Below are 20,496 nucleotides of genomic sequence, written 5' to 3'. Positions count from 1 at the left end.
TGTGCTGTTGAAAACGCGGGAAGGTCCTTCGGACCTTAACGCCGCCTTCGGCAGCTGCTACAGGATCTGCATAAAAGTTTTGCTGGAACGGTTTTTCGAGGGTAAGTTGCGCGCCGGTTTTGTTGCCAGGCAGCGATGGCTGTCATGTAACGCGGGGCAACTTGGGCCCAACTAATTTTAGAGGACCTCCACTTGCCTATTTTTTCTTTGTTGCGCAATGCCATGCTGGTCGGCGCCGGTCTGACGCTTGCCGTCAGTGTCCAGGCCGCCGGTACTGTGCATATTTATAACTGGTCGGACTATATCGGCGAGAGCACGCTGGCCGACTTCCAGAAAGAGACCGGTATCAAACCGGTCTACGATGTGTTCGATTCCAATGAGACCCTGGAAGGCAAGTTGCTAGCCGGGCGTACCGGTTATGACGTCGTCGTGCCGTCGAACCACTTCCTCGGCAAGCAGATCAAGGCCGGGGCTTTCCAGAAGCTCGACAAGTCGAAGCTGCCCAACTACTCGAACCTCGATCCAGTGCTGCTCAAGCGTCTGGAGCAGAACGATCCGGGCAACCTGTACGCCGTGCCGTACCTGTGGGGCACCAACGGCATCGGTTACAACGTCGACAAGATCAAGGCAGTGCTGGGCGTCGACACCATCGACTCCTGGGGCGTGTTGTTCGAGCCGGAGAACATCAAGAAGCTGCAAAGTTGTGGCGTGGCGTTCCTCGATTCGGCGGATGAAATGATGCCGACGGTCCTCAACTACATGGGCCTGAATGCCAACAGCACCAACCCCGAAGATTACAAGAAGGCCGAAGCCAAGTTGCTTGCGGTGCGGCCTTACGTGACGTACTTCCATTCCTCGAAGTACATCGCGGACCTGGCCAACGGCGATATCTGTGTGGCCATCGGTTTCTCGGGCGACATCTTCCAGGCCAAGAACCGCGCCGAAGAAGCCAAGAAGGGCGTGAACATCGCCTACTCGATTCCAAAGGAGGGCGGTGCGCTCTGGTTTGACATGCTGGCGATTCCAAAAGACTCGACCAACGTCAAAGAGGCTCACGCGTTCATCAACTATTTGCTGAAACCTGAAGTTATCGCTCAGGTCAGTGATTACGTCGGCTACGCCAACCCTAACCCTGGGTCGGACAAACTGATGGAACAGTCCATACGCAACGACGAAGCGGTTTACCCACCGCAGGCGGTGCTCGACAAGACCTACGTGTCCATCGAGTTACCACCGAATATTCAACGTTTGATGACCCGCAGCTGGACCAAGGTCAAGACGGGCAAATAGCTTCAACGCTCAAACTATCCAAGGTTGGCTCACCTTGAGCGAACTGCACTCTTTTTTTCTGGGAGTTTCGTAAATGGCAGTTGCCTCCGGCGCCTATAAGAAAGCCCTCGAGGGCGACCAGTCACCTAAACAGGTGCTGGTCAAAATCGACCGGGTCACGAAGAAGTTCGACGAGACGATTGCCGTGGACGATGTGTCCCTGGAAATCAAGAAAGGCGAGATTTTCGCCTTGCTCGGCGGTTCGGGATCGGGCAAGTCCACCTTGCTGCGTATGCTCGCAGGTTTCGAACGGCCCACGGAGGGGCGCATTTTCCTCGATGGCGTAGACATCACCGACATGCCGCCGTACGAGCGGCCGATCAACATGATGTTCCAGTCCTACGCCCTGTTCCCGCACATGACGGTGGCGCAGAACATCGCCTTCGGCCTCAAGCAGGACAAACTGCCTGCCGCCGAAATCGATGCCCGCGTGGCCGACATGCTCAAGCTGGTGCAGATGAGCCAGTACGCCAAGCGCAAGCCGCATCAGTTGTCCGGTGGTCAGCGTCAGCGTGTGGCATTGGCCCGTTCCCTGGCCAAGCGTCCGAAGCTGCTGCTGCTCGACGAGCCAATGGGTGCACTGGACAAGAAACTGCGTTCGCAAATGCAGCTGGAGCTGGTCGAGATCATCGAGCGCGTCGGCGTAACCTGCGTCATGGTGACCCACGACCAGGAAGAGGCCATGACCATGGCCGAGCGCATCGCGATCATGCACCTGGGCTGGATCGCCCAGATCGGCAGCCCGATCGACATCTACGAAACCCCGACCAGCCGCCTGGTCTGCGAATTCATCGGTAACGTGAACATCTTCGAAGGCGAAGTGATCGACGACGCCGAAGGCCACGCGATCATTACCTGCAAAGACCTGGATCGCCAGATCTACGTCGGCCACGGCATCAGCACTTCGGTGCAGGACAAGTCGGTCACCTACGCGATCCGTCCCGAGAAACTGCTGGTCACCGCCGACATGCCGACCTGCCAGTACAACTGGTCCAGTGGCAAGGTCCACGACATCGCCTACCTGGGCGGGCACTCGGTGTTCTACGTCGAACTGCCAAGCGGCAAGCTGGTGCAGTCGTTCGTGGCCAACGCCGAGCGTCGTGGTGCTCGTCCGACCTGGGGTGATCAGGTCTACGTGTACTGGGAAGACGACAGCGGCGTGGTGCTTCGCTCATGAACATGCGCAAATTCAAACGCCGTCTCAATCGAATAATTCCCGGTGGCCGCCAACTGGTCATCGGGGTTCCATTCATCTGGCTGTTCCTGTTCTTCATGTTGCCGTTCTTCATCGTCTTGAAGATCAGCTTCGCCGAAGCCGACGTGGCCATCCCGCCGTACACCGAAATCTACAGCTACGCCGAACAGAAGCTGCAGTTGCTGCTGAACCTGGGCAACTACGCGATGCTGGGCGACGACGAGTTGTACATCGCCGCGTACCTTGGCTCGCTGAAGATGGCGCTGATCAGCACCATCCTCTGCCTCGTGATTGGCTACCCGATGGCCTACGCCATCGCCAGCGCCCGTAAAGAGCTGCAAACGGTGCTGGTGCTGCTGATCATGATGCCGACCTGGACCGCGATCCTGATCCGCGTCTACGCGTGGATGGGCATCCTCAGCAACAACGGCCTGCTCAACGGTTTCCTGATGAGCATGGGCTGGATCGACGAGCCGCTGCAGATCCTCAACACCAACCTCGCGGTGTACATTGGTGTGGTTTATTCGTACCTGCCGTTCATGATCCTGCCGCTGTACGCCAACCTGGTGAAGCACGACACTAGCCTGCTCGAAGCCGCTTCGGACCTCGGTTCGAGCACCTTCAACAGCTTCTGGAAAATCACCGTGCCGTTGTCGAAAAACGGCATCATCGCTGGCTGCATGCTGGTGTTCATCCCGGTAGTGGGTGAGTTCGTGATTCCGGAACTGCTCGGCGGCCCGGAAACCCTGATGATCGGTAAAGTGCTCTGGCAAGAGTTCTTCAACAACCGTGACTGGCCGGTGGCGTCCGCCCTGGCGGTGGTGATGCTGGCGATCCTGATTGTGCCGATCATCCTGTTCAACCGCAGTCAGGCCAAGGAAATGGAGGGTAAAGAATGAAGCGCTTCCGTTTCTCCAGCCTGATGCTGGTCGTGGGTTTGTTGTTTATCTATCTGCCGATGCTGATCCTGGTGATCTACTCGTTCAACGCCTCGAAACTGGTGACGGTATGGGGCGGTTGGTCGATCAAGTGGTACGTCGGCCTGATGGACAACACGCAACTGATGGGCTCGGTGGTGCGCTCGCTGGAAATCGCCTGCTACACCGCGATTGCCGCCGTTGCACTCGGCACACTGGCCGCGTTCGTCCTGACCCGCATCACCCACTTCAAGGGTCGCACGCTGTTCGGTGGCCTGGTGACCGCGCCGCTGGTAATGCCCGAGGTGATCACCGGTCTGTCGCTGTTGCTGCTGTTCGTGGCCATGGCACAGATGATTGGCTGGCCGCAGGAACGCGGCATCGTCACCATCTGGATCGCCCACACCACGTTCTGTGCGGCGTATGTGGCGGTGGTGGTGTCGGCGCGCTTGCGTGAGCTGGACCTGTCCATCGAAGAAGCGGCCATGGACCTCGGTGCACGGCCGTGGAAGGTGTTCTTCCTGATCACCATCCCGATGATCGCGCCATCGCTGGCGGCGGGCGGCATGATGTCCTTCGCGCTGTCGCTGGATGACCTGGTGTTGGCGAGCTTCGTCTCCGGCCCAGGTTCCACAACCCTGCCGATGGAAGTGTTCTCGGCGGTGCGTCTGGGCGTGAAGCCTGAGATCAACGCGGTGGCCAGTCTGATTCTGCTGGCGGTGTCGATCGTGACCTTCCTGGTCTGGTTCTTCAGCCGCCGCGCCGAAGAAAACCGCAAGCGGGCGATCCAGCAGGCCATCGAAGAAAGCGCTGCCGACTCGTGGAAACAACCGGACGTGCGTCGCGCGCAGCAGGCGCCGGAAGCGGCGTAACAGCAAAAGATCGCAGCCTGCGGCAGCTCCTACAAAGGAATGAGTACTCCTGTAGGCGCTACCGAAGGCTGCGATCTTTTGATTTTCAGGACTATGCAATCCAAGGCGATTTGCGGATGATCTCAACGAAGTTCATCGGCTTGAAGCCGGGTTCGCTGTCCACCAGCACGTCAGCGTTCACCGTACCGAACGTGGTGTCCGGCTTGTGTTTGAAGCCGTTGGCGAACGCGCAGAGGATGCACTCCTTGAACCCCTCACCCCGTGGATGCGCATGCACCACCGCTTCGCGCTGCTCGGTGGGAAATGCCGCGTAGTCGATGCCCAGCACATCCATTTCAACACCCGCGGTCACCAGCGCCACGTTGGGGCGCAGGTGGTGCACCACATTCGGTGTCGTGTGCAGAGCAATCGATAGCCACACTTGCTCGATATCGTCATCCGAAAAGCCGTACGGCTGAAGGAACGCTTTGGCGGCATTGGCGCCATCGACCTCGAAGCGTTCGTTGTCGCTGCGGTGACCTTCCACTAAACCCAGGTCATGGAACATCGCGCCGACGTACAAAAGCTCCGGGTTGTAGGCCAGTTGCTTGCGTTCGCCGCTCAGTGCGCCGAACAGGAACACACGACGCGAGTGGTGGTAGAGCAGATCGGATTCGATGTCGCGGATGTATTCAGTGGTGGCCTTGGCCAACGCGCTGTCGGGAATTTTGATGCCGGCGATGGTGGTGCTCATGGACGATTCCTCTCGGTGAGCGCCGTGGCGGCGCTGAGGGTTCAAGTCTGTTCGCACCCCCGAAACCGGACAATCGATCCATGGCTTCGATCCCTGCCAATGAACATGCATATCGCGCCAACCTCGCTTGTTACACCCGGATTGGCTAAGTTTGCATACAGCCCGTAGCAGCTGCCTCGCCAGCTCGGCAGCTGCTACGGGGCGCTATCTGTTGTTCAATTCAATGCCATAGAAGGCAATCCACGTCATGAATAAAACCGTCGCCATCGTGGTCTTCGCCGGCGTTCAGTCGCTGGACGTCACCGGTCCCATGGATGTGTTTTCCGAGGCCAATCGTTTTCTGGCACCCGAAGATCACTATCGGCTGGAAGTGATCGGCGTGGAGCGCGGCGCGATGGCCTGTTCCAATGGTCTGGTGCTGAACGCCCATCGGCATTTCAGCGAGGCGTTGCAGGCTTACGATTTGCTGTTGGTGGCCGGTGGCCCGCAGTTGCCGTTCATGGATTTTGGCGGCGCGTTCAATGCCTGGCTGCGGGATGCCTGCGCGCTGGCGCAGCGCTTTGGTTCGATCTGCAACGGCGCGTTCATGCTGGCTCGGGCCGGGCTGCTGGAAGGGCGGACGGTGACCACGCATTGGAGCGATGCGGCGGCGCTGGCGGCGTTGTGCCCGTCGACCCAGGTCGAGGCCGATCGTTTGTACGTGCAGGACACCGAACTCTATACCTCAGCCGGGGTGACGGCCGGGATCGACTTGTCGTTGTATTTGCTGGGTAGCGATCACGGGCCGGAAGTGGCGCTGAATGTAGCGAAGCGATTGGTGGTGTTCACCCAGCGCTCGGGCGGGCAGTCACAGTTCAGCCCGTTCCTGACGCCTCACGCCGAGCCGACGTCGGCCGTGGCAATGGTCCAACACTACGTGTTGGCCAACTTGACGGGCGACCTGGCCATCGCCGATCTGGCCAATGCTGCCAACATGAGCGCGCGCAACTTTTCCCGGGTGTTCGCCAAGGAAGCGAAAATCACCCCTGCCGAGTTTGTTGAGCGGGCGCGGGTCGATGCGGCGCGGGTGATGCTGGAGAGCACCCGTGCACCGCTCAAGACCGTGGCTTATCAGTGCGGCTTTCGCGATGCCCAACACATGCGCAGTGTGTTCAACCGCAGGTTGGGAGTGACGCCGCAGCAGTTCAGGCTGAATTTTGCGGCGATGGTTTGAGCCTGATATGCGTGGGTCTTGTGGGCCTCATCGCTAGCAGGCTAGCTCCCACAATGGATCTGCATACACCGGACCTGTGGGAGCTAGCCTGCTAGCGATGAGGCCAGCCCAGCCAATACAAATCTATTGAGCGCCCCGCGCCGGCAATAGCTTCAAGGTACTGCGAGTATTGGCCGTCACCTCTTCATCATTCAGATACGCCTGGTAGTAAACCCCTTCGACATACGCTTCGGCCTGATCCTCATAGTGACTGTCGAACGGCACGCCGCTCTGGCCGACCGGGTTGACGGTCAGGCTGTGGGTCGGGTCGGCGAAGTCGATAAGGCGTCGCGTCGACGGGCCGTAAGTCACCGGCCACGGTGCCGGGCCGATCTTGGCCGACAGGTTGTTCGGTACTTCATGGCTGCCGGGCGCGGCGAACGGGCCGACGTTGAAGATCCGGTCCAGCGGCTTCTGCTGCCCTAACGGATGGCCATGGGTCAGCGTGTGCGCCTTGCCCCACTGCCATTGCGCGAAGTCCGTACCCAAGGTGGTCTTGAGATGGGCGATGCTGGCTTGCCAGGCAACCTTGACCGTATCGGCCCGGGTTTCCTTGCCGAGGGTGTTGCGATTGTCCCACCACGGCGAGTCCGGATTCGCCGCCAGGCGCGGCAGTGCAGCGTCGATCACCCGAGTCGAGAGCAGTGTTTCGAAAAAGTCATTGCCCAGTTCATCGTGCATCGCCGCATCGGCGAGGTTGAACAGGAACTGGTTGAACACGGTGGCGCTGGTGGACTCCAGTGGGTAGTCGCCTTTCCACTGCGCCAGTTGTTCCACCAGTTTCAATTCTGCAGGGTCACTCACCACTTCACGCAACACCGGCAGCAGCGGCGCCAGCAAGCGCGGGCCGTAACCGGTGGTGGTGCCCAGTTGCAGCTTCTGGCTTGCGTCCAGATCCCACTTGATCGCCTTGTCGCTCAGTTGCTGATTGAGCTGTTGGCCACGGTCGGCCAAATTGTAATAACCGGGAATCTCCATGCCGGTCGCCGACACTGGCTGGAAGTTGGCAGAGACGATATAGCCCCGCGCCGGGTTCTCTTCCTGCGGGTTGGCGCTGAACGGGTAGAAACCATCCTTGTCCGCCTCGGCGCTGCTGCCGTCGAGGATGAACCACGGCTTCACCCCGGCAGGTCGCTTGGGCAGCTGCGCCGCCGCCCACCAGCCGATATCGCCCTTGGCGTTGGCCCAGACAACGTTCAGGCCCGGCGCCTGGATTTTTGCCGCGGCACCCCGGGCCTTGGCCAGAGTGTCGGCGCGGTTGAGCTGATAGAAACCTTCGAGGATCGGGTTCTGGCTTTCCAGAAAACCCCACCACATGGCGATTGGCGTTTTACCTACGCTGTTGCCGAGCGCATCGTTGACGATCGGCCCGTGGGGCGACTGACGCAATACCAGGGTGACCGGTGCCTGGCCCTTGACCGCGATCTTTTGTTCGCTGGTCACCATGTCGACCCACTTACCGCGATACCAGACCTGATTGGGATTGTCCGGGTTGACCTTCTCGGCAATCAGGTCGAGGTCATCGTTCTGGAACATGGTAATGCTCCAGCCGAATTCGCGGTTCATGCCCAGCGAGGCGAATGGCATCAAGGCCTGATAGTGGCCGTACAGGTCAAAACCCGGCGCCGAAAGCTGCGCCTCGTACCACACCGACGGCGCGGAAAAGCGGATGTGCGGGTCACCGGCCAGCAGCGGCTTGCCGCTCTTGGTCCGATTGCCGGCCACGACCCAGGCGTTGCTACCCTCGAACTGCGGCAAGCCGTTGTCGGCCAGGGCTTGTTCGCTGAGGCGGGCGAGGGCGTTGAGGTCTTTCCAGTCTGCGCTGGCGAGGGAGGCTGCGGCGCCGCTGTGTTGTTTGGCCAGCACGCCTTTGGGCTGCCAGTCGAGATCGAACACGCTCAGGTATTGGCTGCCGAGCTGGTCGCGAACGTAGGTCAGCAGCGGTTCAGTACGAAACGCCGCGGCAAAACTGTAGGCCATGTAACCGGCGATGCTGATGGTGTCTTGCGCAGTGAAGGGGCGCTTCTGGATGCCCAGTACGTCGAATTCCACGGGTTTGGCGTGGCTGTCCTGATACTGGTTGATGCCGTCCAGATAGGCTTGCATGGCGATGAAGGCCGGCGATTGCTTATCGAGGTTGGCGAGGTACGTTTCGGCGCGTTCACGAATGCGCAGGCTGCGCATTAATTTGTCGGTGTCGAGCAGTTTCGGCCCCAACACCTCGGCCAGCTCACCGCGGGCGAGGCGGCGCAGCACTTCCATCTGGAACAACCGATCCTGCGCGTGGACGTAACCCAGGGCGCGGTACAGGTCGGTTTCGTTTTCGGCGCGGATGTGCGGGACGCCGCGCTCGTCATAACGCACCGTCACCGAGCCTTGCAGGTGTTGCAGTTCCACCATGCCCTGGCGTGTCGGCTGCTTGCTGTAGATGTACCCGCCGCCGGCGACAGCGACGGCGACGATCAGCAAACCGAGAGCGGTCAGGCTACGTTTCATGGTGACTCCTTGTTGTTATGGTGGCAGCAAATCCTTGGTGCCACTGTTTACCACGGCCCACTGGAAAGAGGCATCGCCCGTAGGAGGGATTCGTATTGCGGCGTTTGTCGCTACTTCGTTGTATCGGCCGGCCACGGGCAGTAACACCCCACGGCCAGTGTGTGCGTGGCACTCACGGCGCGGCCCTCGTTCAGCGCTTGCAGAATGGGCTCGATAAAACTGTTACTGGAGTTGCAGGTGAGGCCTTCGCTGTAGGGGCCGAAGTACGCGAGTTTGCCGCTGCGGTCCCAGATCGCCACGGCGGGGCTGGCTGGGACTTGTTCAGAGCCGGGCAGGACCGTGAGGGTTTTCAGGTGGCTCAGGGTGCTTGGCAACTGCCCATGGCTACCGGTTTTTTGCACCGCGTAGAACTCAACACCTTGCGGCGCGTACTGTTCAACCAGTTCGCTGAGGTGTTGTTGATTGCCGACGTTGCACGGGCAGGCCGGGTCCCAGAAATGCACAAGTCGGATGGCGCCGGGGCCTGCAAGGGTGTCGGGCAAGCGCAGCGGGTCGCCGGAGAACACCGCCGTGTGTTCGCTGAACGCGCGCAGGTAGCGCCCCTGAAACCAGTCGTAAGCCGCCCACAGCACGCCGGCACACAGCAGGGCGAGCAGGCTGACAAACAGGGTGGCGCGATAGGGCGAGCGCATCGGTTCAATCCTCGAAGGTCGGCTAGCTTGCCATGCTTGCCGCGACAGATGAATATCGCAGGTCCATAAAGTCCGTTTCGTGCAATGGAATCGTTCATGCCCGCCACCTTCGACCCCAACGATCTGCGCGCCAGCCTGCGGCCACTGGCCGAGGGTCAGCCGTTGTCAGCGCAGGCGCAGGCGTATCAGCGTTTTTACGGACTGGATTTCTCGGCGCGCGACGTGCGCAGCGGCCTGGGGCGTTTTCAGGTCGATGGCTATGAAGTGGTCAGCCAGGTCTGGCGGCCGGCGCAAGCGAAGGCGACGCTGTTTGTTTTTCACGGTTTCTACGATCACACCGGGCTCTATCGGCATGTGATCGAGTGGGCGCTGGATCAGGGCTTTGCGGTGATTGCCTGCGACCTGCCAGGGCATGGACTGTCCAGCGGGGAGCGGGCAAGCATCAAGGATTTCGCCGAGTACCAGGACACCTTGCAAGGGTTGTTCACCGAGGCGCAATCCCTCGACCTGCCGCAACCCTGGCACCTGTGCGGGCAGAGCACAGGTGGCGCCATTGTGATCGATCATGTGTTGAATGCCGGGGCGAACAGCCCGGCTCAGGGCCAGGTGATTCTCCTGGCGCCGCTGGTGCGGCCGCGGGCCTGGGGCTGGTCGCATTTGAGTTATTTCCTGCTCAAGCCCTTCGTCAAAGCGATCGCCCGACGCTTCAGCGAAAACTCCAACGATCCGGATTTTCTGCCGTTCCTTCAGGCCGATCCGTTGCAGCCGCTGCGACTGCCGACCGCCTGGGTCGGGGCGCTGGCGCGCTGGATCAAACGCATCGAAGCGGCACCGGGCAGCACGCGGCGGCCATTGATTGTGCAGGGGCAGGCTGACATGACGGTGGATTGGCAGCACAACCTTGAAGTGCTGCGGGCGAAGTTCGATCGGCCACAGGTGTTGATGCTGCCCGAGGGAAGGCATCATTTGGCGAATGAAGCGTTGGTGTTGCGAGGGGAGTATTTCGGGTTTTTGAGCAAGCGGATCAAGGGCAGGAATTTATAGCGATTGGTCGGGCCTCATCGCCAGCAGGCTGGCTCCCACAGTGGATCTGCGTACCCTGGCCCCCTGTGGGAGCTAGCCTGCTAGCGATGGCGATCTATAAGGCGCCAAAGTTCACTGGCTGAGATTCGAAGGATTCTGCCCCACCGCCAACCCCGCCTTGATCGCCGCCAGCGCTGCCTGGTAATACGCCTTGCCTTCCGTCGATTCGGCAAACGTGGCGAACTCTTCCAGCTCTTCATCCGACAGATCGCGATAGACGTACAGCAACGTGTTGTTCAGGTCGCTGCCGATCTGGTCCATCAAACGCTGGCGCTGGCCGTTGAGCATGCCTTGGGCCTGACCGGCACCGAGCAGGCCGGGGATCATCGAGCTCAGGCTGTCGGCGGCCACGCCCGCAATCGCCAGACTGACCTCGGCGCCAGCCTCACGGGCGGGCAGGGCCTGGGCCAGATGGCCGATGATCAGCAGGCGACTGTCGCTGGCCTGCATCTTCGGCAAACCCTTGGCGTTTTTCGCCAGTTGGTCGCGACGGGTGGCGAGTAGCTCGGCGGCGACGATCTTCTTGCCCAGCGGCGATTGAAAGAATGCCAGTGCGGGTTTTGGATCGGCGAGGTTTTTACGCAGTTGCGCTTCGGCACGCTGGTCCACGGCATTGGGGGAAAAACGCTGATTGCTGTTGTTGACCAGCGCCTGAAACACCGCCGGAGGCAGGCTGCTTTGGTAGCGTTGCTGCGCGGCCGAAAGGGCGTCATTGAAATGCGCGCGTTGTTCCGGCCAGCCGGCGACCTTGTACAACTGGTCGTGGCCGTCTGCCCAGGCGGGCAATACACAGAACATCAGCAGTGAGAAAAGCAAACGGCGCATAGGGACTCCTGTCGGCAGGCGACTATTCTCCGTGTGGCATCAGGACTTGTCGAGAATTCGTATCAACCCGCTGCGTGGCTCTGTCGGATTTTCAGGCGCAGGAATACTATGCGCGCCATGCAAATACCTTCTGATCACCCGCTGCTGTTACGAATCGTCGACGACTTGGCCGCCAATGGCTGGTCGCAGCAGAATATTTTCCTGCCTCTGGATCTGACCCGAGCGCTGGCGGCCGAGTGCCGTAAACGTGCTGCCGAGGGTGAACTGGCCCCGGCGGCGGTCGGGCGCGGGCCGACATCGGAGATCCGTGAGGGGATTCGTGGCGATCATATCCAGTGGATCGAGCCCGGCCAGGCCGAGGCTTGCGACAGTTATCTGGGGTTGATGGACAGCCTGCGCGAGGCGATGAACCGTGATCTGTTCCTGGGGCTGGAAGATTTCGAAAGCCATTTCGCGATGTACCCACCCGGCGCGTTTTACCTCAGGCATGTCGACCGTTTTCGCGATGACGATCGGCGCATGGTGTCGGCGGTGGTCTACCTCAATGACGCGTGGCTGCCCGAGCATGGCGGCCAGTTGCGCATGTACCTGGATGAAAGCGCGGAATACGATGTGGTGCCGACCGGTGGCTGCCTGGTTGTATTCCTGTCGGGTGACGTCCCCCATGAAGTCCTGCCTGCGACCCGGGAGCGCCTGTCGTTGACCGGTTGGTTCCGTCGTCGGGGCAACGAGCCGTTCTGATCATGCAGAAGATATTGGTAAGCCGCTGTCTGCTGGGGCACCGCGTTCGTTACGACGGTGGTGCCAGCGGGCCGTTCGATCAGCTTCAGGCCTGGCTCGACGAAGGTCGCGTCGTGCCGTTGTGCCCGGAAGTCGCCGGAGGGTTGCCGACGCCACGGGCGGCTGCGGAGATTCCGGGTGGGCAGGGCCGTGAAGTGCTTGAAGGTCATGCTTCGGTGATCACCACCGAAGGTGAGGACGTCAGTGCGCCGTTTCTGTCCGGGGCTTATCAGGCGCTGGAGCTGGTGCAAAAACACGGCATCCGCATTGCCGTGCTCAAGGCCAACAGCCCCTCATGCGGCAACCTGCTGACCTACGACGGGACGTTCAGTGGGGTGAAAGTCACTGGCGAAGGGGTGACGGCAGCGTTGCTCAAGCGCCATGGAGTGTTGGTGTTCAGTGAGCTGGAGTTGGCCGAAGCGGCGCAGGTGCTGGCAACGCAGGACTAACAACACCACAAAACCCTGTGGGAGCGAGCCTGCTCGCGATGAGGCACGCCCATTCAACATCAATGTTGAATGTGAGGCTGCCATCGCCAACAGGCTGGCCCCCACAGGGTTGCTCTTAGATTTCAGGGTTTGGGAGCTGCCCCCGATTCCGCTCCAAACCATTTCTCCTCCAGCGCCGCCAGTCGGCCATCGGCCTTGATCCGCTGCAGCGCACTTTCCAGGCTGGCGTGGAACGCCGGATTGCCCTTCTGAAACGGAATCGCCAGCTCCACGGTCGGGTTGGCCTTGGGTTTTTCTTCCGTCAGTGACTGCACCAGCAGGATGGATTTCGGCTCTTCTTTCTGCGCGATCAATTGCGCGTTGGTCTTGATGTAAGGCTCGCTGAAGTCGAAACGATCCGTCAGCGGCGCGGTCTTTGTAATGTGATTGATGGCGATGTCGTATTTGCCGCTCTCTACGCCATTGAGCAGATCGCTGGCGTCGGTGACGACGAAATCGGCGCGCACATCCAGTTCGTTGGCCAGCAATTGACCCAGTTCGACTTCGAACCCCGCGAGTTTTTCGTCTTCCTTGAAATTGAAGGGGGGTGTATTAGCCTCAACGGCAATGCGTAATTCGCCGCGGTCGTTCACGTCGTCAATCAATTCGGCATGAGCCAACGGGCTCAAAAGGGGTAGCAGGCAGATCAGGCCAGGCAGAAAGCGCATGGTCACTCCTTTGAATTTTTTATGGCGACCCTCTGATTCAGGCTCGCTTTGCTATGGTTGTCGAGTGCCTTCGACAACGATTGACCATGAAGTTGTCATGGTCACGCGGATTTTACGGAAAAACTGGAGAAGAGAATGAAAACCTTTATGTCACGTGCTGCTTTGGCTGGCCTGCTAATGGGCGTTTCGGTACTGGCCAGTGCGGCTACGCCGGCTCCCAAGGGCGCTGAAGTGTCCATTGTTTCTCCTGCGGACGGCGCCACGGTCCCGAAGACGTTCGTCGTCAAGTTTGCGGTCAAGAATATTGCGCTGGCACCCGCAGGTGATGTGACCAAGAACACTGGCCACCACCATTTGCTGATTGACGTCGACAAGCTGCCGGCCGCCAACCAGCCGATTCCGACCGATGCCAACCACGTGCATTTTGGCAAAGCGCAGACCCAGGCTGAAGTGACACTGACGCCGGGCGAGCACACCTTGCAATTGATCCTGGGCGACAGCGGCCACATGCCGTTCGATCCACCGATCGTCTCCGAGAAAATCACTGTCAACGTCAAATAAAAAAAGGGAGCCCCGAGGGGCTCCCTTTTTTGTCGCTCAAGTCGCTATCAGAACAACACGCGGCTACGGATGGTGCCGTTGACGTGTTGCAGCTTCTCTTGCGCCAGGTCCGAGTATTCGGCGTCGACGTCGATCACCACGTAACCGACTTTCTCGTTGGTCTGCAGGAACTGACCGGAGATGTTGATGCCGTTTTCGGCGAAGACCTTGTTGATCTCGCTCATCACACCCGGAATGTTCTCGTGGATGTGCAGCAGGCGGTGCTTGCCAGGGTGAGCCGGCAGGGCCACTTCCGGGAAGTTCACGGACGATACCGAAGTACCGTTATCGCTGTACTTGACCAGCTTCTCTGCCACTTCCAGACCGATGTTGGCCTGCGCTTCAGCGGTGGAACCACCGATGTGCGGGGTCAGGATCACGTTGTCCAGGCCACGCAGCGGGCTTTCGAACTCTTCGTCGTTGGAGCGTGGCTCCACCGGGAATACGTCGATGGCCGCGCCGATCAGGTGCTTGTCCTTGATGGCGGCAGCCAGGTGGTCCAACTCGACCACAGTACCGCGTGCTGCGTTGATCAGGATGCCGCCTTTCTTGATAGCGCGGATTTCCTTCTCGCCCATCATCCATTGGGTGGCGGCGGTTTCCGGAACGTGCAGCGAAACGATGTCGGACATCGCCAGCAGCTCGTGCAGGTTGCCTACCTGAGTGGCGTTACCCAGTGGCAACTTGGTGATGGTGTCGTAGAAGTACACCTGCATGCCCAGGCCTTCGGCCAGGACCGACAGTTGCGTACCGATCGAGCCGTAACCGACGATGCCCAGCTTCTTGCCGCGGATTTCGAAGGAGTTGGCTGCGCTCTTGATCCAGCCGCCACGGTGGCAGGAAGCGTTCTTCTCAGGGATGCCGCGCAGCAACAGGATCGCTTCGGCCAGCACCAGCTCGGCAACGGAACGAGTGTTGGAGTACGGCGCGTTGAACACGGCGATACCGCGCTCGCGGGCCGCACTCAGGTCGACTTGGTTGGTGCCGATGCAGAAACAGCCGACAGCGACCAGTTTCTTCGCGTGATCGAAGATTTCTTCGGTCAGTTGAGTGCGGGAGCGAATGCCGATGAAGTGAGCATCAGCGATCTTTTCCTTGAGCTGGGCTTCCGGCAGAGAACCTGTGAGGTACTCGATGCTGGTGTAGCCCGCCGCCTTGAGGACGTCGACAGCCGATTGGTGGACGCCTTCGAGAAGAAGGAACTTGATCTTGCTCTTATCGAGAGAAGTCTTGCTCATCTGCGTAAACCTGTGTCCCGGAGAAAAAATGGCAGGAAGTAGCCAGCAGATGCTGACCCGGACGGCAGGAAAGCCGTCACCGCAGAACAGCCCTTGGGCACTATCCTGCGGGGTCGTTATGCTAGCATATGCACCCCGCTAAACACTCATTCCTGCGACGTGAAGCGTTCTCAGGATGACCATGAATTGTTCGAGAGTTCTGTCGATGACCAATCCTGCCCTGATTGATGAGCTGAAGACCCTGGTTGAGCCTGGCAAGGTGCTGACCGATGCCGACTCCCTGAATGCTTACGGTAAGGATTGGACCAAGCATTTCGCCCCGGCCCCGACCGCCATCGTGTTCCCCAAGACCACTGAGCAGGTCCAGGCCATTGTCCTGTGGGCCAACAAACACAAGGTGGCGCTGGTGCCGTCCGGCGGCCGTACCGGTTTGTCTGCCGCGGCCGTGGCAGCCAACGGTGAAGTGGTCGTGTCGTTCGACTACATGAACCAGATCCTCGACGTGAACCTCACCGACCGCACTGCCGTTTGTCAGCCGGGCGTGGTCACCAAGCAATTGCAGAACGTCGCTGAAGAAAAAGGCCTGTACTACCCGGTGGACTTCGCCTCGTCCGGTTCGAGCCAGATTGGCGGCAATATCGGCACTAATGCCGGCGGGATCAAGGTGATTCGCTACGGCATGACCCGTAACTGGGTGGCCGGCATGAAAGTCGTCACCGGCAAGGGCGACGTATTGGAGCTGAACCGCGACCTGATCAAGAACGCCACCGGCTACGACATGCGCCAGCTGTTCATCGGCGCGGAAGGCACCCTCGGTTTCGTGGTCGAAGCGACCATGCGTCTGGATCGCGCACCGAAAAACCTCACGGCGATGGTCCTCGGCACCGCCGATTTCGACTCGATCATGCCAGTTCTGCACGCGTTCCAGAGCAAGCTCGATCTGACGGCCTTCGAATTTTTCTCCGACAAGGCCCTGGCCAAAGTCATGGGCCGCGGCGATGTGCCGGCGCCCTTCGAAACCGATTGCCCGTTCTACGCGCTGCTGGAATTCGAAGCGACCACCGAAGAAGTGGCCAACCACGCCCTGGAAACCTTCGAGCACTGCGTCGAGCAGGGCTGGGTGCTGGACGGCGTGATGAGCCAGAGCGAAACCCAGCTGCACAACCTGTGGAAGCTGCGCGAATACATCTCCGAAACCATTTCCCACTGGACGCCGTACAAAAACGACATTTCGGTCACCGTGTCGAAAGTCCCGGCGTTCCTGAAGGAAATCGACGCGATCGTCGGCGAACATTACCCGGACTTCGAAATCGTCTGGTTCGGCCACATCGGCGACGGCAACCTGCACTTGAACATCCTCAAGCCGGATAACCTGAGCAAAGATGAGTTCTTCGCCAAGTGCGCCACCGTCAACAAGTGGGTGTTCGAAACCGTCGAGAAGTACAACGGTTCGATTTCCGCCGAGCACGGTGTGGGCATGACCAAGCGTGATTACCTGACCTACAGCCGTTCGCCGGTTGAGATCGAGTACATGAAAGCCGTCAAAGCAGTGTTCGACCCGAACGGCATCATGAACCCGGGCAAGATTTTCGCTGTTTGATTTTCGAACTTTAAGAGCCAACGAAGCAGGAGTCGGTAATGAGCTATCAGCACCAGTATGTCGACGGTACGCGCATTCACTTCCCGCTGGGGAAAGTGGTGTGCATCGGCCGTAACTACGCCGAACACGCCAAGGAACTGGACAATCCGGTACCGACCGAGCCGCTGCTGTTCATCAAGCCGGGCAGTTGTGTTGTGCCGCTGGAAGGTGGTTTCAGCATTCCGACCGAGCGCGGTTCGGTGCATTACGAGGCAGAAATCGCGGTGTTGATCGGCAAGCCTTTGTCGACCAAGCCGAGTGTCGAAGAAGTGCTCGACGCCATTTCCGGTTTCGCTCCGGCCCTGGACCTGACCCTGCGCGACAAGCAGGCCGAGCTGAAATCCAAAGGCTTGCCTTGGGAAATCGCCAAATCGTTCGATGGCGCCGCAGTGATCGCCCCGTTCGTGTCCGGCAGCACCTTCGCTGACCTGACCGACATCGGCATCCGCCTGACCATCAACGGCGAAGTGCGTCAGGACGGCAACAGCAGCGCGATGCTCAACCCGATCGTGCCGATGATCCAGCACATGGCCGGCTGCTTCTCGCTGCAGGCCGGTGATGTGATTCTCACCGGCACGCCAGTGGGCGTTGGTCCGCTGAACGTCGGCGACGAAATTGTCCTGGAACTGCCGGGCGCCAGCAGCTTTAACAGCAGCGTTCGCTAGTCCAGACGCCGTGAACCCCTGTAGGAGCGAGCAGGCTCGCTCCTACAGGGGGTTTGTAATGGCTCGCAAAAGGGCTATCCCGCCATTTCCCGTTTTTTTCACATCTTGTCTGGATAATTCCAGGGCTTTCGGCGTCTGAGCCGATCCCAATTGTGCTATTACCCATAGCCTGAATTTCTGGATGCATTCCCTCGATGGCCACCCAACCGCTACCCACGCTGAAAACCGCTCGCCGCTCACGCTTTGCCTTGCGTTGGTATACCTGGCTTTTGCTGGTGATCGCCGCCGCTTATGGCCTCGCGTTTGCCATGCATTGGGACGACCGTGGGGTGCTTTGGCTGCAAGAGCGTTTTGAAAGCCCGGTCGAGCGCCAAGAGAGCGTCTGGCTGCCGGACTATCAGGTGGTCATCGATGCCAAGCCGCTAGTGGGCATGGAGAAGGACGAGGCTTCGGACCTTGACTACGACCCTCAAAGCAAGACCCTGTTTTCGGTGATGGGCAAAAACCCGTTTTTGGCCGAGTTGACCTTGCAGGGTGATGTGCTGCGCAAAATCGCGCTGGTGGGCTGGAGCAATCCTGAGGGCGTGACGGTGATGGGCAACGGCCACCTGGCCATCGTCGATGAGCGCGATCATGTGGTTACGATCGTCAAGCTCGATGCCAATACCCGCGAGCTGAACATCGCCGATTTCCCGAAGTACGACCTCGGGCCGTCGAAGGATCAGAACAAAGCCTTTGAAGCTGTCACCTGGGATTCGCGCAATCAGCAGCTGTTGCTCGGAGAAGAGCGCCCGCCGGCACTGTTTACGTGGAAAAGTGATGGTCAGAAACTGATCGGCGACAAGCAGGCACTGGCGAGCGACGAGCTGGATATCCGCAATCTGTCAGCTCTGGCCATCGATCCGCGGACCGGCCACACCCTGGTGTTGTCCGCTGACTCGCACCTCTTGCTCGAACTGGACGAAAAAGGCGAGCAGGTCAGCTTCATGACTCTGCTGCGCGGCTTCAACGGCCTGAAGAAGACCATCCCACGCGCCGAGGGCGTGACCATGGACGAGGCTGGCAACCTGTATTTCGTGAGCGAGCCAAACCTGTTTTATCGTTTTGAAAAACAGCGTTGAAACTATTTTGTAGGAAATTCGATAGTCGTTTGTAAGAACGGGCAAGTGGCCATTAAGCTTCAATTCAGACAGGCGTGATATTTCATCCGCCTGATCTAATTCCGAGCTCGCCTCCAATGCGCCGATTTGCCCGTCCCAAACCCCTGATTCTCATCCTGTCGGTGATTGCATTGGTCGCGTTGATCGCGATCGGCCAGTACCTGCGCCTGTTCGAGCGCACCTGGTTCAACCTGCACACGCTCTGGCAGCCGTTGAGCACGCAGTCAATTGCGCTTGATCAGTATCAGGTGGTGATTGAGGCGCAGGTCATCGAGGGGCTCGACGATGACGTCTCGGCGTTGACCTACGATCCGGTGCGCAAAAGCCTGTTCACCGTCACCAATAAAAACTCGGAGCTGATCGAGCTGTCCCTCGACGGCAGGATCCTGCGGCGCATTGCGTTGATCGGGTTTGGTGATCCTGAAGCCGTTGAATACATCAGCGCCGACACCTATGTCATCACGGACGAGCGTGAGCAGCGGTTGATCAAGATCCATCTGGAGCAAGACACGCAATTCCTCGACTCGGCGGACGCCGAACAGATGACCCTCGGTGTGCACATGGCCGGTAACAAGGGTTTTGAGGGGCTGGCTTACGATTCAGTAGGCAAGCGTCTGTTCGTCGCCAAGGAGCGCGACCCGATGCTGATCTATGAAGTGCACGGCTTTCCCCACTTCAATCCGGAAAAATCCTACGCGGTGCACGTAGTCAACAACCCCAAGCGTGATGCCGGGATGTTCGTGCGCGATCTGTCGAGCCTGCAATACGACGAGCGCAGCGGCCACTTGATGGCGCTGTCTGATGAGTCGCGGTTGATTCTGGAGCTGGATGTGGACGGTCGACCGCTGAGCACCATGTCGCTGAACAAGGGGCGTCAGGGGCTGCAAAAGACGGTGCCGCAAGCGGAAGGGATCGCCATGGACGACGACGGTACGATGTACCTGGTGAGCGAGCCAAATCTGTTTTACGTCTTCAAAAAGCCAGCGCAACCCTGACCATTGACGCATAACCCTGTGGGAGCGGGCTTGCCCGCGATGGCGATCTATCAGTCAACATCATTGTTGAATGTGATGGCCTCATTGCGGGCAAGCCCGCTCCCACAGGTTTCGTGTGTTACTTACTGGGCGCGCAGGGTCTTCACACCTTCACTGGTGCCCAACAACAGCAGGTCCGCCGGACGCGCCGCGAACAAGCCATTAGTCACCACGCCGACGATCGCGTTGATCTGCGTCTCCAGCTCAACCGGGTTGGTGATCTGCAGGTTGTAGACGTCGAGGATGATGTTGCCGTTGTCGGTCAGTACGCCTTCGCGGTAGACCGGGTCGCCGCCCAGCTTCACCAATTGGCGCGCCACGTGGCTGCGGGCCATCGGGATCACTTCGACCGGCAGCGGGAATGCGCCGAGGACGGGCACCAGCTTGCTGGCGTCAGCGATGCAGATGAAGGTCTTGGCCACGGCCGCGACAATCTTCTCGCGGGTCAGGGCTGCGCCGCCGCCCTTGATCAGGTTCAGGTGTTCGTCGCTCTCATCGGCGCCGTCGACGTAGAACTCCAGGTCGCTGACAGTGTTCAGTTCGTACACCGGAATGCCGTGGCCCTTGAGGCGCGCGGCGGTGGCTTTGGAGCTGGCGACCGCGCCATCGAACGCACCCTTGTGCTGGGCCAGGGCGTCGATAAAGCAGTTGGCGGTGGAGCCGGTACCGACCCCGACGATGCTCTTGTCGTCGAGTTTCGGAAGGATGAAGTCGACGGCGGCCTGAGCCACTGCCTGTTTGAGTTGATCCTGGGTCATGCGGGCTCCGAGGTGCCGAAGAGGGAACGAAAGGCCGGCATTATAGCCCCATGTCGGTCTAAAACCTCTGTA

Annotated in this window: 20 protein-coding genes; 13 read left to right on the top strand and 7 right to left on the bottom strand. The window is 59.7% G+C overall.

Going from position 1 to position 20,496, the window contains the following annotated elements:
* Window positions 1-192 precede the first annotated feature (192 nt).
* From KVG88_RS15680 to KVG88_RS15665, 4 genes are all read left to right on the top strand, one after another.
* Window positions 193-1,290 carry a polyamine ABC transporter substrate-binding protein gene (locus KVG88_RS15680; protein ID WP_150701821.1) on the top strand — a complete coding sequence of 366 codons (1,098 nt, stop codon included), beginning with the start codon at window positions 193-195 and terminating at the stop codon, window positions 1,288-1,290.
* A 73-nt stretch (window positions 1,291-1,363) separates the two neighbouring features.
* Window positions 1,364-2,506, top strand: coding sequence for an ABC transporter ATP-binding protein (locus tag KVG88_RS15675; protein ID WP_075946381.1), 1,143 nt, complete (start codon window positions 1,364-1,366; stop codon window positions 2,504-2,506).
* 35 nt (window positions 2,507-2,541) lie between these two features.
* Window positions 2,542-3,423 carry an ABC transporter permease subunit gene (locus tag KVG88_RS15670; RefSeq protein ID WP_191630464.1) on the top strand — a complete coding sequence of 294 codons (882 nt, stop codon included), beginning with the start codon at window positions 2,542-2,544 and terminating at the stop codon, window positions 3,421-3,423.
* A complete protein-coding gene (locus KVG88_RS15665; RefSeq protein ID WP_150701819.1) occupies window positions 3,420-4,313 on the top strand; it encodes an ABC transporter permease subunit in 894 nt (297 codons plus the stop codon). The genes KVG88_RS15670 and KVG88_RS15665 overlap by 4 nt, the downstream gene beginning before the upstream one ends.
* A gap of 91 nt (window positions 4,314-4,404) precedes the next feature.
* On the opposite strand, the gene KVG88_RS15660 is transcribed toward KVG88_RS15665, so the two are convergent.
* Window positions 4,405-5,046 (bottom strand): HD domain-containing protein, encoded by a 642-nt coding sequence (locus tag KVG88_RS15660; RefSeq protein WP_150701818.1) that lies wholly within the window; start codon window positions 5,044-5,046, stop codon window positions 4,405-4,407.
* Between the two features lie 247 nt (window positions 5,047-5,293).
* On the opposite strand from KVG88_RS15660, the gene KVG88_RS15655 reads away from it, so the two are divergent.
* On the top strand, window positions 5,294-6,259 hold the full coding sequence (locus KVG88_RS15655; RefSeq protein WP_217871972.1) for a GlxA family transcriptional regulator: 966 nt from the start codon (window positions 5,294-5,296) through the stop codon (window positions 6,257-6,259).
* A gap of 123 nt (window positions 6,260-6,382) precedes the next feature.
* Here the strand turns inward: KVG88_RS15655 and KVG88_RS15650 are convergent, their stop codons facing one another.
* Both KVG88_RS15650 and KVG88_RS15645 read right to left on the bottom strand, forming a co-directional pair.
* The gene (locus tag KVG88_RS15650) at window positions 6,383-8,794 is read right to left on the bottom strand and encodes a penicillin acylase family protein (protein WP_217871971.1); all 2,412 of its coding nucleotides are present in this window, start codon (window positions 8,792-8,794) and stop codon (window positions 6,383-6,385) included.
* A 110-nt stretch (window positions 8,795-8,904) separates the two neighbouring features.
* Window positions 8,905-9,486 (bottom strand): DUF6436 domain-containing protein, encoded by a 582-nt coding sequence (locus KVG88_RS15645; RefSeq protein ID WP_150701815.1) that lies wholly within the window; start codon window positions 9,484-9,486, stop codon window positions 8,905-8,907.
* A 96-nt stretch (window positions 9,487-9,582) separates the two neighbouring features.
* Here KVG88_RS15645 and bipL point away from each other — a divergent pair, with 96 nt between their 5' ends.
* Complete coding sequence (gene bipL, locus KVG88_RS15640; RefSeq protein WP_150701814.1) at window positions 9,583-10,530, top strand: phospholipase BipL; 948 nt, start codon at window positions 9,583-9,585, stop codon at window positions 10,528-10,530.
* 111 nt (window positions 10,531-10,641) lie between these two features.
* Here bipL and KVG88_RS15635 read toward each other — a convergent pair whose 3' ends face one another.
* Complete coding sequence (locus KVG88_RS15635; protein WP_150701813.1) at window positions 10,642-11,394, bottom strand: DUF2059 domain-containing protein; 753 nt, start codon at window positions 11,392-11,394, stop codon at window positions 10,642-10,644.
* Between the two features lie 108 nt (window positions 11,395-11,502).
* Here KVG88_RS15635 and KVG88_RS15630 point away from each other — a divergent pair, with 108 nt between their 5' ends.
* Window positions 11,503-12,135, top strand: a complete 633-nt coding sequence (locus KVG88_RS15630; protein ID WP_217871970.1) for a 2OG-Fe(II) oxygenase — start codon at window positions 11,503-11,505, stop codon at window positions 12,133-12,135.
* Between the two features lie 2 nt (window positions 12,136-12,137).
* Window positions 12,138-12,623, top strand: a complete 486-nt coding sequence (locus KVG88_RS15625; protein ID WP_150701811.1) for a 2-thiouracil desulfurase family protein — start codon at window positions 12,138-12,140, stop codon at window positions 12,621-12,623.
* A gap of 122 nt (window positions 12,624-12,745) precedes the next feature.
* On the opposite strand, the gene KVG88_RS15620 is transcribed toward KVG88_RS15625, so the two are convergent.
* Window positions 12,746-13,330, bottom strand: a complete 585-nt coding sequence (locus tag KVG88_RS15620; RefSeq protein ID WP_150701810.1) for a transporter substrate-binding domain-containing protein — start codon at window positions 13,328-13,330, stop codon at window positions 12,746-12,748.
* A gap of 135 nt (window positions 13,331-13,465) precedes the next feature.
* Between KVG88_RS15620 and KVG88_RS15615 the strand changes: the two genes are divergently transcribed.
* The gene (locus KVG88_RS15615) at window positions 13,466-13,891 is read left to right on the top strand and encodes a DUF4399 domain-containing protein (protein WP_150701809.1); all 426 of its coding nucleotides are present in this window, start codon (window positions 13,466-13,468) and stop codon (window positions 13,889-13,891) included.
* Between the two features lie 47 nt (window positions 13,892-13,938).
* Here the strand turns inward: KVG88_RS15615 and serA are convergent, their stop codons facing one another.
* Complete coding sequence (gene serA / locus KVG88_RS15610; RefSeq protein ID WP_150701808.1) at window positions 13,939-15,168, bottom strand: phosphoglycerate dehydrogenase; 1,230 nt, start codon at window positions 15,166-15,168, stop codon at window positions 13,939-13,941.
* Window positions 15,169-15,373: 205 nt separating this feature from the next.
* Here serA and KVG88_RS15605 point away from each other — a divergent pair, with 205 nt between their 5' ends.
* The 4 genes from KVG88_RS15605 (at window position 15,374) to KVG88_RS15590 (ending at window position 19,627) form a co-directional block, all read left to right on the top strand.
* On the top strand, window positions 15,374-16,768 hold the full coding sequence (locus KVG88_RS15605) for a D-2-hydroxyglutarate dehydrogenase (protein WP_217871969.1): 1,395 nt from the start codon (window positions 15,374-15,376) through the stop codon (window positions 16,766-16,768).
* A 38-nt stretch (window positions 16,769-16,806) separates the two neighbouring features.
* A complete protein-coding gene (locus KVG88_RS15600) occupies window positions 16,807-17,472 on the top strand; it encodes a fumarylacetoacetate hydrolase family protein (RefSeq protein WP_150701806.1) in 666 nt (221 codons plus the stop codon).
* 194 nt (window positions 17,473-17,666) lie between these two features.
* Window positions 17,667-18,593: an SdiA-regulated domain-containing protein gene (locus tag KVG88_RS15595; protein ID WP_150701805.1), complete on the top strand. Its 927-nt coding sequence runs from the start codon at window positions 17,667-17,669 to the stop codon at window positions 18,591-18,593.
* 116 nt (window positions 18,594-18,709) lie between these two features.
* A complete protein-coding gene (locus tag KVG88_RS15590; protein ID WP_150701804.1) occupies window positions 18,710-19,627 on the top strand; it encodes an SdiA-regulated domain-containing protein in 918 nt (305 codons plus the stop codon).
* Between the two features lie 122 nt (window positions 19,628-19,749).
* Here the strand turns inward: KVG88_RS15590 and rpiA are convergent, their stop codons facing one another.
* Window positions 19,750-20,424 carry a ribose-5-phosphate isomerase RpiA gene (gene rpiA / locus KVG88_RS15585; protein ID WP_217871968.1) on the bottom strand — a complete coding sequence of 225 codons (675 nt, stop codon included), beginning with the start codon at window positions 20,422-20,424 and terminating at the stop codon, window positions 19,750-19,752.
* Window positions 20,425-20,496: the final 72 nt, after the last annotated feature.

This window comes from Pseudomonas azerbaijanoccidentalis (assembly GCF_019145495.1).
Lineage (GTDB): Bacteria > Pseudomonadota > Gammaproteobacteria > Pseudomonadales > Pseudomonadaceae > Aquipseudomonas > Aquipseudomonas azerbaijanoccidentalis.
The sequence above is the reverse complement of the archived record's forward strand: the minus strand, read 5'-3'. Positions and strand labels throughout refer to the sequence as shown.